This window comes from Longimicrobium sp., from assembly GCF_035474595.1.
Lineage (GTDB): Bacteria > Gemmatimonadota > Gemmatimonadetes > Longimicrobiales > Longimicrobiaceae > Longimicrobium.
The window spans coordinates 1-16,070 of record NZ_DATIND010000030.1; the positions used below are offsets into that span (position 1 = coordinate 1).

The 16,070-nt window shown below is 70.0% G+C and carries 13 protein-coding genes and 1 pseudogene; all 14 read right to left on the bottom strand.

Annotation, left to right across the window (positions count from 1 at the left end; all coding sequences use genetic code 11):
* Window positions 1-226: 226 nt before the first annotated feature.
* The 14 genes and pseudogenes from VLK66_RS05495 to era all read right to left on the bottom strand — a co-directional run bounded on the left by VLK66_RS05495 (window position 227) and on the right by era (window position 15,848).
* The gene (locus tag VLK66_RS05495; protein WP_325308377.1) at window positions 227-781 is read right to left on the bottom strand and encodes an OmpH family outer membrane protein; all 555 of its coding nucleotides are present in this window, start codon (window positions 779-781) and stop codon (window positions 227-229) included.
* A 48-nt stretch (window positions 782-829) separates the two neighbouring features.
* The gene (bamA, locus tag VLK66_RS05500; protein ID WP_325308378.1) at window positions 830-3,289 is read right to left on the bottom strand and encodes an outer membrane protein assembly factor BamA; all 2,460 of its coding nucleotides are present in this window, start codon (window positions 3,287-3,289) and stop codon (window positions 830-832) included.
* Window positions 3,290-3,302: 13 nt separating this feature from the next.
* Entirely contained in the window at window positions 3,303-5,795 is a 2,493-nt protein-coding gene (locus VLK66_RS05505) for an ATP-dependent Clp protease ATP-binding subunit (protein ID WP_325308379.1), read from the bottom strand.
* 189 nt (window positions 5,796-5,984) lie between these two features.
* Entirely contained in the window at window positions 5,985-7,070 is a 1,086-nt protein-coding gene (locus VLK66_RS05510; RefSeq protein ID WP_325308380.1) for a protein arginine kinase, read from the bottom strand.
* A complete protein-coding gene (locus VLK66_RS05515) occupies window positions 7,070-7,582 on the bottom strand; it encodes a UvrB/UvrC motif-containing protein (RefSeq protein ID WP_325308381.1) in 513 nt (170 codons plus the stop codon). The genes VLK66_RS05510 and VLK66_RS05515 overlap by 1 nt, the downstream gene beginning before the upstream one ends.
* A gap of 15 nt (window positions 7,583-7,597) precedes the next feature.
* Window positions 7,598-8,377: an ABC transporter ATP-binding protein gene (locus VLK66_RS05520; protein WP_325308382.1), complete on the bottom strand. Its 780-nt coding sequence runs from the start codon at window positions 8,375-8,377 to the stop codon at window positions 7,598-7,600.
* Window positions 8,370-9,611, bottom strand: a complete 1,242-nt coding sequence (locus VLK66_RS05525) for an FtsX-like permease family protein (protein WP_325308383.1) — start codon at window positions 9,609-9,611, stop codon at window positions 8,370-8,372. The genes VLK66_RS05520 and VLK66_RS05525 overlap by 8 nt, the downstream gene beginning before the upstream one ends.
* Window positions 9,612-9,822: 211 nt before the next feature.
* Window positions 9,823-11,385 carry a lysine--tRNA ligase gene (lysS, locus tag VLK66_RS05530; RefSeq protein ID WP_325308384.1) on the bottom strand — a complete coding sequence of 521 codons (1,563 nt, stop codon included), beginning with the start codon at window positions 11,383-11,385 and terminating at the stop codon, window positions 9,823-9,825.
* 201 nt (window positions 11,386-11,586) lie between these two features.
* A protein-coding gene (gene prfB / locus VLK66_RS05535; RefSeq protein WP_414676454.1) for a peptide chain release factor 2 occupies window positions 11,587-12,697 on the bottom strand; the annotation gives its coding sequence in 2 pieces (ribosomal slippage) (window positions 11,587-12,636 and window positions 12,638-12,697; 1,110 coding nt in all).
* Window positions 12,698-12,921: 224 nt separating this feature from the next.
* Window positions 12,922-13,110 (bottom strand): hypothetical protein, encoded by a 189-nt coding sequence (locus tag VLK66_RS05540; RefSeq protein WP_325308385.1) that lies wholly within the window; start codon window positions 13,108-13,110, stop codon window positions 12,922-12,924.
* A 324-nt stretch (window positions 13,111-13,434) separates the two neighbouring features.
* Window positions 13,435-13,494: pseudogene (locus VLK66_RS28720) on the bottom strand (zinc-ribbon domain-containing protein); the annotation flags it as partial.
* A gap of 77 nt (window positions 13,495-13,571) precedes the next feature.
* The gene (locus VLK66_RS05550) at window positions 13,572-14,654 is read right to left on the bottom strand and encodes a diguanylate cyclase (protein ID WP_325308387.1); all 1,083 of its coding nucleotides are present in this window, start codon (window positions 14,652-14,654) and stop codon (window positions 13,572-13,574) included.
* Window positions 14,655-14,763: 109 nt separating this feature from the next.
* A complete protein-coding gene (locus VLK66_RS05555) occupies window positions 14,764-14,931 on the bottom strand; it encodes a Trm112 family protein (RefSeq protein WP_325308388.1) in 168 nt (55 codons plus the stop codon).
* On the bottom strand, window positions 14,928-15,848 hold the full coding sequence (gene era, locus VLK66_RS05560; protein ID WP_325308389.1) for a GTPase Era: 921 nt from the start codon (window positions 15,846-15,848) through the stop codon (window positions 14,928-14,930). The genes VLK66_RS05555 and era overlap by 4 nt, the downstream gene beginning before the upstream one ends.
* Window positions 15,849-16,070: the final 222 nt, after the last annotated feature.

Consider the following 16,070-nt stretch of genomic DNA (forward strand, 5'->3'; position numbering starts at 1 on the left):
ATGCCGGATGGCTACCTCTCCCGGTACGGGAGAGGTGGACGGCCTGGGCCGGCCGGAGAGGGCGCGACGCCGGACCCGCGCACCGCAGCCACCGGCGCCCCCCTGTCCCCTGTCCCCTGATCCCCCGCCCCGAAACACCGAAGGCGCCCACGACCCGGTGGGTCGCGAGCGCCTTCAGTTTAGCCCGCCATCGCGCCGCGGCGCAAACCGCTGGCGCGCCAGTCCGTTACGGACGCGGAGCCGCCGGCGGGGCCGCCGCGCCGCCGCGCAGGCGCTGCAGCACCCGGTCGGTCAGGTCCAGCGCCGGGTCCACCACCACGATCCCGCCCGCCGAGCTGTCCACGATCATGGTGAACCCGCCCTCGCGGCGCAGCGCCTCGATGGCGGTGTTGATCTGCTGCATCACCGGCGCCACCAGCGTCTCCTGCCGGCGCTGCGCCTGCTCCTGCACCTGCTGCACCCGCTGCTGGTAGGCGGCGAACGCCTGCTGCAGCTCGGTTTGGCGCGCGTCGCGCGCCTGCTGCGTCATGGAGCCCTGCTGCTGCTGGAACTGCTGCTGCCGCGTCTGCAGCGACGCCTCCAGCGAGTCCAGCGGCGCGCGCAGGCCGGGAAGCTCGCGCTGCAGCGTCTGCTGCACCTGCTGCACCCCCGGCGCCTCGGCCAGCACCCGCTGCGAGTTCACGAACCCGATCTTCAGCCCCGCCTGGGCCGCCGCCGGGGCGGCGCCCATCACCAGCGCGGCAACCGCGCCCAGCACTCCCGCCGACAGAAAACGCTTCATCGCCTCTCTCCAGTCCAGAAAGTTGTAGAAGTCGGGTCCCGACGCCCGTCAGAACCCGCTGCCCAGCTTGAAGTGCACTTCCCAGCCCGGGTCGGGCCGGTCGAACCCGTACGCCGCGTCCACCCCGATGGCGCCCAGGAAGGGCGTCACGATGGTGCCGCCCACGCCGGCGCTGCGGAACATGCGCGTGGGGTTGAACTCCTGCACGTCGTTGAACACGTTCCCCGCGTCGCCGAACACGTGCACCGAGAGCATGTCGTTCAGCCGCACCGCGTACTCGGTGCTCAGCGTCACGAAGCCGTCGCCCAGGCACTCGGTGGTCAGCGAGCTGTGGCACGCCGCGCTGTAGCCGCGCGGCCCGATGGTGTACTCCTGGTACCCGCGCAGCGGCTCGCCCTGCTGCACCCCGCCCACGAAGAAGCGCTCGAAGGGGAAGCGGCTCACGTCGCCGAACACCGTTCCCGCGCGGATGCTGAGCCCCAGCGTGGTGCGGATCGGCCGCGCCCCGGCGCCGATGTTCCCCATGGGCACCCACCACTCGGCCTCGGTCAGCAGCTTCTGGAAGTTGCCGTTGCCGCCCACCGGCCCGCCCGTCTGCGCCACCGTCACCGACTGCCGCGTTCCCGCCGTGGGGAAGAGCGGGTGGTTCTTGGTGTCGCGCACCAGCGACAGGCTCAGGCTGCTGGCCGTGGCCGCCGGAAGGCAGAACACGTTGTTCGAGAACTGCGCGCACGGGTCGTCGAATGCCGTGTACGTGGTGCGCGACAGCGTGTACCCCACGAAGGCCCGCGTGCGCGTGAACCACGGCACCGGGAAGCCGAACTGCAGGCTGGCGCCGGTGCGCAGCCGCCGCCCGTTGTTCGACTGCACGAAGCGGTCGCCCATGCGGAAGAGCGAGAACGTTCCCGAGGTGCGCGAGCCGGCGATGGCCGGGTCGGTGTAGCTGGCCTCGAAGGTGCTGCGCCCGTAGCCGTACTCGGCGCGCAGGCTGGCGTTCTTCCCCTGCCCGAACAGGTTGGGCTGGTTGTAGCCCAGGAACCCGCTCACCCCGCCGCCGCGGCCGGCGTACCCGCCGCCGATCACGGTGCCGAAGTTGATGTTCCCGGTCTGCTTCTCCTTCACGTGGAAGGTGATGTCCACCACCCCGCTGTCGGGGACCGGGTGGATGTCGGGAACCGGGAGCGGGCTTTCGAAGAAGCCCAGGCCGCTGATGGCCTGGTAGCTCTGCATCAGCCGCTGCTCGTCGTACACGTCGCCCGGCAGCACCCACATGCGGTCGCGCAGCACCTGCTCGTGCGTGGTGGTGTTCCCCTCGAAGGCGATGTGCCGGATGTAGAAGGGCTGCCGCTCGCTGACCGCCAGCGTGGCGTTCACCGTGGGCTCCTGCCCGGCCTGCACGGGCAGGCGCTCCACCACCGGCTCCACCTGCGCGTACAGGTATCCCTCGTTGCGGTACAGCTGCTCGATCTGCTTGGCCGCCGCGTCCAGCGCGCCGCGGTCGAACACCTCGCCGCTGATGCGCTGGCTGGTGCCGCCCACCGGAAGGCCCAGCACCGAGTGGTGCTGCTCCAGGAACAGCTTCTCCAGGTCGTCGTGCGGGAAGTGGCTGGCGCCCTGGATGGTGAACTCGCCCAGGCGGTAGCGCGGCCCCTCGCTCACCTCCACCACCAGCCGCGCCTTCCCGCTCTGCGGGTCCACCACCAGCGTGTCGCCCAGCACCGCGAAGTCGATGTAGCCGCGGTCGGCGTAGAAGCCGGGGAGCGACTCGCGCAGGTCGGTCTCGAAGCTCTCGCGGTCGAAGCGCCCCGAGCGGAACCACCAGAAGCCCTCGGGCCTGGTCTTCATGGCCCCGGTCAGCTCCTCGTCGCTGAACGCCTGGTTCCCCTGGAAGTCCACCTGGGCCACTGTCAGGCGGTTGCCCTCCTTCACGTTGAACACCAGGCGGTAGCCGCCCTGCGAGTTGGGCTCGGCCACCAGCGCCGTGTCGATCGACACCAGCTCGATCCCCTTCTTGGCCAGCTGGTCGCGGATGCGCGCCTGCACGTCCATCACCCGCTGCGGGTTCAGCGGCGCGCCCTCGCGCAGGTGCACCGAGTCGCGCACGGCGTTCCCGTTCAGGCTCTTCAGCCCGCGGAACTCCACCGCGGCCACGTACGGCCGCTCGGTGACCTGCAGGGTGACGATGCCGTGGCCGGGCGCGGTCTCGCGCACCAGCACGTCGGCGCTCGCGTACCCCTGGCTGGCCATCAGCCGGCGGATGGCCGACTGCACCTGCACGGGGGTCACGGTGGTGCGCGGCTGGATGCCGGCGGTCGAGCGCACCGCGGCCGCCGTCAGCCGGACGTTGCCGCGCACCTCCACGCTGTCCACCACCAGCCCCTGCTGGGCGGGGGCGGCGGCGGAGGCGGCGGTGGTGTCCTGGGCGTGTGCGGCGCGCGGAAGCGCGGCGAGCATGAACGAGAGGAGGGCCGCCGCGGCGGCCCCTCCCCGGTTGAGGTTTGCGTGCACTGCAGGCTCGGGTCTAGGTGGTCGTGGTCGTCGACTGCTTGGCGAGGACCCGGAAGGCCAGGGACTGCTTGTCCTCGCCCACGGTGACCTCGATCTCGTCGCCGGCCGAGTACTCGGCCAGCAGGATCTTCTCCGACAGCGGGTCTTCCAGGTACCGCTGGATCGCCCGCCGGATGGGCCGGGCGCCGAACTTCTCGTCGTACCCGTTCTCGATCAGGAAGTCGATCGCCTCGTCCGAGAGCTTGATGCCGATCTCCTCCTCCTTCAGACGGTTCTCCACGTCGGCCAGGAGGTTGTGGATGATCTGCCCGATCTGCTCGCGGGTCAGCGGGTGGAAGATGATCGTGTCGTCCAGCCGGTTCAGGAACTCGGGGTTGAACGCGCGCTCGATCTCCTCCTTCACCTTCTCCTCCATGCGCTCGAACTGCGTCTTGGCGTCGGGAGAGTGGAAGCCCAGCCCCTTCCCCTTGCCGATGTCGCGCGCGCCCAGGTTGCTGGTCATGATGATGACCGTGTTCTTGAAGTCGATCACCCGGCCGTAGTTGTCGGTCAGGTGGCCTTCGTCAAGGACCTGGAGGAGGATGTTGAAGACGTCGGGGTGCGCCTTCTCGATCTCGTCGAGCAGCACCACGCTGTAGGGCTTGCGCCGCACGGCCTTGGTCAGCGTCCCGCTGTCCTCGTAGCCCACGTACCCCGGAGGCGCGCCGATGAGCCGCGACACCGAGAACTTCTCCATGTACTCGCTCATGTCCACGCGGATCAGCGCGTTGCGGTCCGCGAACAGGAACTCGGCCAGCGCCCGCGCCAGCTCGGTCTTACCGACACCCGTGGGGCCGGCGAAGATGAACGAGCCGATGGGGCGGCGCGGGTCCTTCAGCCCCGCGCGGCTGCGGCGGATGGCCTTGCTGATCGCCTGGATGGCGCGGTCCTGCCCCACCACCCGCTTGTGGACCTCGTCCTCCATGTTCACCAGGCGCGCGCTCTCGGCCTGCTTCAGCCGCGTCACCGGGATCCCCGTCCAGCGGCTGACGATGAAGGCCACGTCCTCCTCGCCGAGCGTCGGCCGATTCGTCCGGCGCTCCTCCTCCCACGCCTTCTCGCGCTCCTGGATGCGGCGCTGCAGCTCGCGCTCGTGGTCGCGCAGCTCGGCCGCGCGCTCGAAGTCCTGGTCGCGGATGGCCTCGTCCTTCTTCTGCCCGACCTTCTCCATCTCCTGCTTCAGGTCGTTCACGTCGGCCGGCGGCACCTGCGTGGCCAGCCGCGCGCGCGCGCCCGCCTCGTCGATCACGTCGATCGCCTTGTCGGGCAGGAAGCGGTCGGTGATGTAGCGCTCGCTCAGCTTCACCGCGCTCTCGATCACCAGGTCGGTGATGTGCACGCGGTGGTGGTCCTCGTAGTGGCTGCGCAGCCCCTTCACGATCTCGATGGCCTCGTCGATCGAGGGCGGGTCCACGGCCACGGTCTGGAAGCGGCGCTCCAGCGCGCCGTCCTTCTCGATGTACTTGCGGTACTCGTTCAGCGTGCTCGCGCCCACGCACTGCAGCTCGCCGCGCGCCAGCGCCGGCTTCAGCATGTTGCTGGCGTCGATGGCGCCTTCCGCCGCGCCCGCGCCGACCAGCGTGTGCAGCTCGTCGATGAAGAGGATGATGTTCTTGTTCTGGCTGATCTCGTTCATCACCGCCTTCAGCCGCTCCTCGAACTGCCCACGGTACTTGGTGCCGGCGATGACGGCCGCCATGTCGAGCGCGAGCACGCGGTGGTCACGCAGCGACTCGGGGCACTTCCCCTCGGCGATGAGCTGGGCGAGGCCCTCGACGATGGCCGTCTTCCCCACGCCGGGCTCGCCGATCAGCACCGGGTTGTTCTTCTTGCGCCGCGACAGGATCTCCATCACCCGCTCGATCTCTTCCGCGCGGCCGATGGTGGGGTCCAGCTCGCCCTGGCGCGCCAGCTCGGTCAGGTCGCGGCAGAAGTGGTCGAGCGCCGGGGTCTTGCTCTTCTTCTCACCCTTCGGCGTGCTCCCCGAGCCGCCGATGGCGCCCGCGCTGGCCTGCGGCGCGGCGCTGGGCTCGCTGCCCAGCAGCTTCAGCGTCTCGCGGCGCGCGTCCTCGAGGCTCACGCCCAGCTGGCCCAGCACCTCCGCGGCAATCCCCTTCTCCTCGCGCAGCAGGCCCAGCAGGAGGTGCTCGGTGCCCACGTACGAGTGGTTCAGCTCGCGGGCCTCGGCCATCGCGAACTCCAGCACCTTCTTGGCGCGGCTCGTGTACGGGAGCTCGCCCAGGGCGATCGTCGCCTTCCCGCGGCGCACGCTCTCCTCGACCTTCTCCTGCACCTGCTCCAGGTCCACCGCCAGGTTGTTCAGCACCGCGGCGGCCACGCCCTCGCCCTCGCGGATGAGGCCCAGGAGGATGTGCTCGGTTCCGACGTAGTCGTGCTGCAGGCGGATAGCCTCCTCGCGGGCCATCGCCAGCACTTTGCGCACGCGGTCGGTGAAGTTGTAGTTCATCTCTGACTGGCCTCCGGACCTGCGGAGTGATCGTTGTTCTGCACGGCGCTCGAAAGCGCCGGTATCTGCACGAGAGGGGCCATCGCCGGTATCATGGCCGGCGGACGGACCCCAAGATTTCTCAGCTCAAAGAGTTACGAAACGGCGCGGCGCCGGATGTTCCCCCGCCCCGGTGGGGGCGGCGGCGCGTCATGCCGAATCGGCCGGCTCGCCTGCCAGCGCCTGCCGCACGTACGCCGCCCGGGCCACGTCCGCGTCGCCCGCGGGGCCGCCGTTCAGCAGCTCCAGGTGGGCGGACTGGGCGAAGATCATGATGCGGTTCAGCGTGTATACCCGCACCCCCTGGATGAGGTCCAGCCCCACGCCCAGGCGCACGCCGGAAAGAAGGTTCATCACCTCCTCGAAGCCGATGCTGCGCGCGTGGCGCAGGAGCCCGTAGGCGCGCCACACCTTGTCCTCGATCACCGTCCGCGCGTCGCGCAGCAGCACCGCGCGCGCCTGCGCCTCGTACTGCACCACCTGCTGCACGATGCGCTGCAGGTGCTCGATCAGGTCTTCTTCCGTCTTCCCCAGCGTGGTCTGGTTGGAGATCTGGAAGAAGTTGCCCACGACTTCCGACCCCTCGCCGTACAGGCCGCGGAAGGTGAGCCCCACCTGGCTGATCCCCTGCAGCACCTTCCCGATCTCCTGCGTCAGCACCAGCCCGGGAAGGTGCATGAGGACGGACGCCCGGAGCCCCGTTCCCACGTTGGTGGGGCAGCTCGTCAGGTACCCGAACTCGTTGTGGAAGGCGTAGGGAAGGCGCTGCCCCAGCTCGTCGTCCAGCCGCTCGATGTTGCGCCACGCGTCGCGCAGGCGGAAGCCGCCGACCAGCGACTGGAGGCGGAGATGGTCCTCCTCGTTCACCATCACGCTCACCGAGTCGGCCGCCGGCAGCAGGAGCGCCGCGTCGGAGTGCGGGAGCGAGGCCTCGCCGCCGATCAGCTCGCGGGAAACCAGGTGGCGTTCGAGCAGGAGCTGGCGCGCCGCCGGCTCCAGCGCGGGGATCACCAGCTGCGTGGCGTTGCGCAGCGCCTCCGTCGTCCCCGCGGCTCCGGTGGCCAGGCGCAGCACCTCGGCGCGGTCGGCGCCGTCGGCGCGCTGCCCGAAGCGGAAGCCTTGGAGGTTGCGCGCCAGGCGGATGCGCGTGGACAGCACGATGTCGGCGTGCGGCCCTTCCGCGTGCAGCCACTCCAGCCCCGCCTCGGGGTCGCCGGGAAGCATGGTCTTCGCCATCAGGGTTGCGCCTCCAGCCGCCGGATCTGGTCGCGGAGTGCGGCCGCGCGCTCGAAGTCTTCCTCGTCCACCGCGCGCTGCAGGCTGCGCCGGAGCGAGGTCGCCCGCGCGGTGCGGTCCATCTCGGTGGGGTCGGGGGGAAGGTAGACCTTGCCCACGTGCTGGGTGCCGCCGTGCAGCTTGCGCAGCAGCCCCTTCAGCGACGGCTCGAACGCCGACCAGCAGCGCGCGCACCCCAGCCGGCCGGTGCGCTTGAAGTCGGCCAGCGTGAGCCCGCACCCGGGGCAGGCGCCCGCCGCCCAGGTGCTCTCGCCGGCGATGGCCTTCCCCAGCTGCCCCAGGAAGTCGGCCAGCGGCGCGGTCGCGGGGCCGGCCGTGCTCGCGCCGGGGTCCAGGCCGAGCGCGGCCGCGCACGACTCGCACAGGTGGCGAGTCGTGGTCTCGTTGTTCTGGATCTGCGTGAAGTGGATCGCGGCTTCGTTGTTTCCGCAGCGATCGCAGGGCGTTGCCATGGTCTTTGGTTCCCTCTATTCCAGCAGCCCGGGCTCCGGGCCGTGCGCGTTTTCCAGGTGCCCGGCATGCAGCCGGAGCACGCGGCCGGCGCGCGCGGCCAGGGCCAGGTCGTGCGTGACCAGCACCAGCGCCGCGCCCTCGTCGCGGCACACTCGGAAGAACTCGTCGTGCATCGCCTCGGCAGTCTCGGGGTCCAGGTTCCCCGAGGGCTCGTCGGCCAGCAGCACCAGCGGCCGGTTGGCCAGGGCGCGGGCCACGGCCACCCGCTGCTGCTCGCCGCCGGAGAGCTGCGACGGCTTGTGCGTGGCCCGGTCCTCCAGCCCCACGCCGGCCAGCAGCTCCCGCGCGCGGTCGCGCGCCTGGCGGTCGCCCGCGCCGGCGATCAGCTGCGGCATCATCACGTTCTCCAGCGCGGTGAACTCGCGCAGGAGGTGGTGGAACTGGAAGACGAAGCCGATGCTGGTGCTTCTTACCCTCGCAAGGTCCTCCTCGTTCAGCCGGGCCAGGTCGCGGCCGCCCACGTGCACGGTCCCCGCGTTCGGCACGTCCAGCCCGCCCAGGACCTGCAGGAGCGTGCTCTTTCCCGAGCCGCTGCGGCCGATCACCGAGATCGCCTCGCCGCGCGCCACGTCGAGGTCCACGCCGGCGAGCACGGTCAGCGTGCGCCCGTCGCCGCCCAGGTACTCCTTGCGCACGCCGCGCGCGGAAACCGCGATCTCCGCCGCGGGCGCAGTGGCCCCGCGGACATCGGTACCCGGAGCCTCGGCCGCGAAGCGCTCGGCGGGGCTACTCATGGCGGATCGCCTCCACCGGGGTCAGCCGCGCCGCCTGCAGCGCCGGGTAGATCGTCGCCACGAACGAGATCGCCACCGTGGCCAGGAGAATGGTGAGCACGTCCCACGGGTCGCTGCGCACGGGGAGGTGGCTCACGAAGTAGATCTCCCCGGGGATGCGGATCAGGTGGTAGCGGTCGATCAGGAAGTTCAGCAGCAGCCCGCCGCCGCCGCCCAGGAGGCTGCCCACGATCCCGATCACCAGCCCCTGGATCATGAAGATCCTGAGCACCCGCCGCCCGGTGAGCCCCATCGACTTCAGGATCCCGATCTCGCGCGTCTTGTCGGTCACCACCATCACCAGCGTGGAGACGATGTTGAAGGCGGCGACCACGACGATCAGGAGGAGGATGAGCCCCATCGCCAGCTTCTCCAGCTTCAGCGCGGAGAAGAGCGCCGAGTTCATCGTCTTCCAGTCGTCCGTGCGGTAGGGCAGCCCCAGCCGCTCGTCGATGCGGCGCGCCACCTCGGACGCATGCATGGGGTCGGGGACCTTCACCTCGATCCCGCTCACCGCGCTCCCCAGCCCGGTCAGGTCCTGCGCCGAGGCCAGCGAGGTGTACATGAACTTGTTGTCGTACTCGTACATCCCCGTGCGGAACGTGCCCGTCACCTCGAACTGCCGCAGCTTGGGCATCAGCCCGCCCACGGCCGAGACGGTGGCGTTCTGGAAGGAGATGATGATCAGCGTGTCGCCGGGAAGGGCGCTCGCGCGCATTGCCAGCCCCTCGCCCAGCACGATGGGCGGCAGCCCGCTGCGGGTGCGCGCCGGGAGCAGGTCGTGCGTGCGGATGGTGGAGACGATGTCGGTGACCGTCTCGCCCGGCCGGTACGCGTCGATCCCGCGCAGGATCCCCGCCTCGGAGTAGTTGGCGCGGTTGCGGATCCCCACCTCGGTGTGCACGAACGGGCCGGCCGCCTGCACGCCGGGGATGCGCTGCACCTTGGCCAGCACCTCCTGCCAGTCGTCCATGCGCATGGTCTCGCCGTAGGTCATCACCCAGATGTGCGGGTTGACGCCCAGGATCTTGTCGCGCAGGTCTTCCTGCAGCCCCGTCATCACCGCGATCACCACGATCAGCGCCATCACCCCCACGCTCACCCCGCCGATGGCGATGAGGGTGATGAGCGAGAGGAAGCGCGTCCCCCGCCGCGACGCCAGGTAGCGCCGGCCGATGAACCATTCCAGGCTCATCGAGGGGACAGGGGACAGGGGACAGGGGACAGGGAAAACACGGGATTCGCTCGCATGGCAGGCTGTAACCTGTTCCCTCGCGATCGTTCCCGGCGCGGGGTGAGAACCGCGTTACCGCATGGGGATTTCGCCGCCAGCGCGCAAGAAAACCCGTGCGCGCGAAGCGGTCCCTGTCCCCTGTCCCCCGGCCCCTGTCCCCTCGTCCCCCCCATCATTCCTCCGGCCGCAGCGTGGGAAACAGGATCACGTCGCGGACCGACGGCTGCCCCGCCAGGATCATGCAGAGCCGGTCGATCCCCATCCCGAAGCCGCCGGTGGGGGGCATCCCGTACTCCAGCGCGCGCAGGAAGTCCTCGTCCAGCTGCTGCGCCTCGTCGTCGCCCTGCTCGCGCAGGCGCCGCTGCGCCTCGAAGCGGCCGCGCTGGTCGATGGGGTCGTTCAGCTCGCTGTACGCGTTGCACAGCTCCTTCCCGCCCACGATCAGCTCGAAGCGCTCGGTCAGCTCGGGGTTGCCGCGCTTCGGCTTTGCGAGGGGACTCATCTCCCGCGGGTAGTCGGTGATGAAGGTGGGCTGGATCAGCTTCGGCTCCACCAGCTCGCCGAACAGTTCGTCGATCAGCTTCCCCCGCCCCATCTTCGCCGCTTCCGCGCGGTCGACGCCCGCCTCGATCGCCTTCTCCCGCATCTCCGCTTCCGACAGCGACGCCACGTCCACGCCGCCCACCTCGCGCAGCGCGTCGTACATCGTCAGCCGGCGGAAAGGCGGGGTGAGGCTGATCTCCTGCCCCGCCAGCCTGATCGGCGCGTCGCCCAGCACCTCGCGGGCCACGTGGCCCAGCATCTCCTCGGTCAGGTCCATCACCGCCTCGTAGTCGAAATAGGCGGCGTAGAACTCCAGCATGGTGAACTCGGGGTTGTGGAAGCGGTCGATCCCCTCGTTGCGGAAGTCCTTGGAGATCTCGTACACGCGCTCCATCCCCCCCACGATCAGCCGCTTCAGGTACAGCTCGTCGGCGATGCGCAGGTACAGCTGCATCCCCAGCGTGTTGTGGTGGGTGACGAAGGGCCGCGCCGCCGCGCCGCCGTACACGGGCTGCAGCACCGGGGTCTCCACCTCGATGAAGCCGCGGTCGTCCAGGAAGCGCCGCAGCGCGGTGACGGCGCGCGCGCGGAGCACGAACACGTCGCGCACCTCCGGGTTCACCGCCAGGTCGGCGTAGCGCTGCCGGTAGCGCGCCTGCTGGTCGCTGAAGCCGGAGTACACGCGCCGCTCGCCCGTCTCCGGGTCCGTCTCTTCCTTCCCCAGCGGGAGGGGGCGGAGCGACTTGGCGAGAAGGTCGAACGACTTCACGCGCAGCGACACCTCGCCGGTGCGGGTGCGAAAGAGCGTGCCCTCCGCGCCGATCCAGTCGCCCAGGTCGACCAGGTCCAGCAGCTCGTATCGCTCGCCCAGGTCGTTCACGCGGAAGTAGAGCTGGATCCGGCCCGTGCGGTCGGCCAGGTGCGCAAAGGTACTCTTCCCCATCACCCGCCGGCTGACCATGCGGCCGGCCAGGCGGACCGTCTCCTCGGGCCCGTCGCCCGCCGCCTCGCCCTTCCCCTCGTCCCACTGCTGGAAGAGGGAGAGCGCCCCGGTGGCGGAGTGCGTGGGCTCGTAGCGATAGGCGAACGGCTCGATGCCGCGCTCGCGCAGCCGGTCCAGCTTCGCCAGCCGGTCGGCCATCACGCGGTCGTCGCCGCCCTGCGCTTCCGCACCATCCCGAATCTCGTCCATCCCGATCATCTTCCGCGCAGGCTGAGCTGAACTGCTTCTGGTGATTCAAAGGCTATCGGTCCCGAGGCAGCAGCCCGGCCGATCCCGGACCGGCGACTGAAGCCGCAGCAACAACTACGGGAAGCCTCGCAAACTGCGCGAGGCTGCTGGTTCTGAGTGCGCTGAAGACCCGCGCACTTCCGCACTCACGCACTTCGTTTATTACGCCGTCTGCACCCGCCCGTACTCGCGCAGGTACGCGTGGATGAACGGATCCAGGTCGCCGTCCATCACCTTCTGCACGTCGGGAATCTTCAGCTCGGTGCGATGGTCGTTCACCATCGTGTACGGCTGGAAGACGTAGGAGCGGATCTGGCTGCCGAAGGCGATGTCGGTCTTGGTCGACTCGAGCTTGGCCTTCTCCTTCTCCTGCTCCTCCAGCGCGCGCTGGTAGAGCGCCGCCTTCAGCATCTTCATGGCGGTCGCGCGGTTCTTGTGCTGGCTGCGCTCCTGCTGGCAGGCCACCACGATCCCCGACGGCAGGTGCCGCAGCCGCACGGCCGACGACGTCTTGTTCACGTGCTGCCCGCCGGCGCCCGACGCGCGGTACACGTCCATCTCGATGTCCTCGTCGCGGATCTCGATCTCGATGTTGTCGTCGACCACCGGGTAGACGAAGACCGAGGCGAACGAGGTGTGGCGCCGCGCCGCGCTGTCGAACGGCGAGATGCGCACCAGGCGGTGCACGCCGCGCTCGGCCTTCAGGAAGCCGTACGCGTACTGTCCGCGGATCTCCAGCGTGGCGTCCTTGATCCCCGCCTCCTCGCCCTCCTGGCGGTCCAGCAGCTCCACCTCGAAGCCGTGGCGGTCGCCCCAGCGCTGGTACATGCGCAGCAGCATCTCGGCCCAGTCCTGGCTCTCGGTGCCGCCCGCGCCGGGGTGGATGGTCACCAGCGCGTCGCGGCCGTCGTCGGGTCCCTGCAGCATCATCCGCATCTGCAGGTCTTCCAGCTGCGGCCCGATGGAGTCGGCCTCGCGCTGCACCTCGGCCAGCATCTCGGGGTCGTCCTCGCCCTCCAGCAGGTCCACCATCTCCGAGAGCGAGGTCACCTTCGCGTCCAGCTGGGCCCAGGGCTCGGTCCACTGCTTCAGCGAGTTGGCCTCGTCAATCACCTCGCGGGCGGCGTTCTGGTCGTTCCAGAACCCCGGGTCGCCCATGCGGGCCTCCAGCTGCCTCAGCTGCTCTTCTTTGCTGTCGAGGTCAAAGGAACCTCCTCAGCTCACCGAGCCGGTCGCGGTTCGCATCCAGCGCGGAGCGCAGATCTTCGTTCATCGTGGAGTTTCAGGGTCGAGTTTGAGCCTGCATGCCGGCAACGACAAGGGCCGCCCGGCTTGGACGGCCCCGTATGGTACACCGCAAGAAAGCTACCGGGTCGCGTCGGATAACTGCAAGTGCCTAGTCCCTAGTGCCTAGTGCCTGGTAGCCCGGTGCGAACGTCAGTCTCGTCTCACGCCGCAACCACTTGGCACTTGGCACTCGGCACCTGGCACTTCGTTTCAGAACACCGCCTGCCCCTTCGCCAGGATGTCGTTCAGCGCCTCGCGGAAGTGCGGCGTCTTCTTCGCCATGTCTTGGCCCACCTGGGCGACGTACTCCTCCCAGCTCTTCTTGATCTCCTCGGTGAACTCGCGCCGCAGCGTCCCGTCCGCCAGCGCCTTGTCGCGCCGCTCGGGAAAGTACGTCACGATGTCGGAGATCAGCGCACGCGCCAGCCGCCGCGCCTTCGAGGCGGGATCCGACGCGCCGAACGGCGACGGCGCGCGCGGTGCCGCCGGCGTCTCCGCGCGCACCGGCGCCGGAGTCGGCGCGGGCGCAGCGACGGGCGCAGGTGTCGGCGTCGGCACGGATGCCGGCGCGGCGACGGGCGCCGGCGCGGGCTGGGGCGCGGAAGCCGGGGCAGCGACCGGAGCGGGCGCCGGCGTCGCGACCGACGCGTTGCCGTCAGCCGCCGGTGCGGAAACCTCGAACACCGCGCGGCAGATGGAGCAGCGCGCGCGCACGCCGCCCGCGGGCACCTTGGCCGGGTCCACCCGGAAAACGGTCTTGCAGCTCGTGCACTGAACGTTCATGAACGGAGCGTCGGCTTGCAAAAGTCGAAAGGCCGCGGCGGGCGCGGCTCAGGTGCGGGAAGTCCGAGCCCACCAAGCTACGAGGCGCCCGCCTCCGGCGCCACCGCCGCGGCGGCCTCCATCCCCCGCGGCAGCTCCCCCTCCTCGGCCGGCGGCGGGACGGGGAGCGCGGCGGCCTCGCTCCCCGCGGCCGCCGCCTCGTCCAGCTGCTCCGCCGGGTGCCGGTCGGTGCGGCGGTCGACCACGTAGATCGAGCCGGGGAAGGTCTTGGCGTACGCCTTCATCTCCGTGGCGAGCTCGCTGATCTGCGCCGTGTGCACGAAGCTGCGGTGCTCGTTCGTCACCACTCCGATCGACAGCGTCATCAGCGGCACCTGGTACACCTCGCCGCGGCGGTCCTTGCCGATGAAGAAGCCCCGCTCGCGGTCCTCCTCGGTGTACTGCAGGGGGATCAGCTCGCTGAACACGCCGATCACCTCCTCGCAGCACATGCGGAAGTCCCCCAACGGCGCGTTGAAGATGAAGTCGTCGCCGCCGATGTGCCCCACGAACGCCGACGGGCTGTACGCACGCACCACCTCGCGCAGGATGCGCGAGAGGATCAGGATCACCCGGTCGCCGTGGATGTAGCCGTAGCGGTCGTTGAACTCCTTGAAGTGGTCCAGGTCCGCATAGCACACCGCGAACTTCTCGCCGCCGCGCAGCCGCTCGGCGATGTCGCGCTGGATCTGCACGGTGCCGGGCAGCAGCGTCGTGGGATGCACGCTCACGTCGCGCTCGGCGCGGGCCACGGCCATCTTCAGCCGCAGCAGGACCTCGCGCGCGCTCCCGCTTCCGTTCAGCACCTCGTCGGCGCCGTTCTCCAGCGCGGCCGCCACGATCCCGTCGCTCCCCTCCCCCGTGGCAAGGTACATGATGACGGGCACGACGGAGGTGAACGCGTCGCCCTTCATCTGCCGGCACACCGCCAGCGCGTCGTCGGCCGGCGACGTGGCGTCGATCACCAGCGCCGCGGGATAGGTGCGGCTCACGCGCGGCCCGATCTCTTCCGGGGTGAGCACCTCCACCACCGGAAACCCCTGGCTCGCGGCGAACTCGCGCACCGCGCTGGGCGCGGGGCGTCCGTGCGGCGAGTGATGCAGGAGGACGCGCTGGGGCATCGCGGGGCAGGCCGGGGAACGTGTGAGGGGGGAGTGTAAGGAAAATGATATTCCGCGCGTAACCCGGTGTCAAACATGCCGGAAGCGCGCGTCCGCGGGGCAGGGCCGCTCAGGCCAGCGGCTTCGCCTCGTCGATCAGCAGGACGGGGATGTTCTCGCGCACCTCGTAGCGCAGCCGGCAGCGCGGGCACACCAGCGCCTCGGGCTCCGTCTCGTGCGTCAGCTCGCCCTTGCACTTGGGGCACACCAGCAGGTCCAGCAGCCACTGCTCGATCACTTCCGTTGCTCCTCGGGAAGGGTGAAACCCAGCCGCTGCAGCTCCAGCGGGCTCTTGCGCCACTTGGGCAGGACCTTCACCCACAGGTCCAGGTACACCGGCGCCCCCACGAACTCCTCCACCTTCAACCGCGCCGCCTGCCCCAGCCGCTTGATGGCGCTTCCGCCGCTGCCGATCAGGATGGCCTTCTGCGTGGGCCGCTCCACGAACACCACCGCGCGGATGTACACCGGCTGTGCGTTCTCGCGGAACTCCTCCACCTTCACGGCCACACTGTACGGCACCTCCTTCTCGTACAGCTCGAAGATGGTCTCGCGCACCAGCTCGGCCACGAAGAAGCGCACCGGCTGCGAACTGACGTCCTCCTCCGGGTACAGGAAGGGCGATTCGGGAAGCCGCTCCGCCACCCGCGCGCGCAGCGCCTCCGTCCCCTCCCCCGTCTCCGCCGACACCTCCGCCGCGTCGGCGTTCAGGTGCTCGCGCGCCCACCTGCGCACGGCGGCGCGGTCGGCGTCCGAGGCCACGTCGATCTTGTTGGAGACGACGATCAGGATCTTCGCGCGGCGCACCAGCTCCAGCACGTCCTCGCGGAGCTGCGGCTCGCCGCGGCTGGCGTCGACCAGCAGCAGCACCACGTCGGCGTCGCCGATCACCTCGGTGGCCTCGTGCATCATCGCGCGGTGCAGCAGGTAGCGCGGGTCCACCAGGCCGGGCGTGTCGATGAACACCATCTGCACGCCGCCGCGCGTGTCGATCCCCAGCACGCGCTCGCGCGTGGTCTGCGCCAGCGGCGTCACGATGCTGAGCTTCTGCTCCACCAGCCGGTTCATCAGGCTCGACTTTCCCACGTTCGGAAAGCCGACCAGTGCCACGGTTCCGGCCCGGGTGGCGTTCTGCGCGTCCGTCTGCTGCGTCATGGCGGGAAGTTTACCGCCTGATACCGGTTGCGACAACCGCGCAACGGCAAAAAACGGTAAAAGATGCGGGCTCTGGGGCGTGTTCCGCGCCGAGGTGCGCGTCCTCACCCTCGCGCCGTCCTCACCCCGCGCCGGAGGGCGCGACCCTCTCCCGTCCCGGGAGAGGGTGGCTCTCCAGCATCCGCGCGCTTTCCGAACCTCCCCGCGCCGGGATGTGGAGCT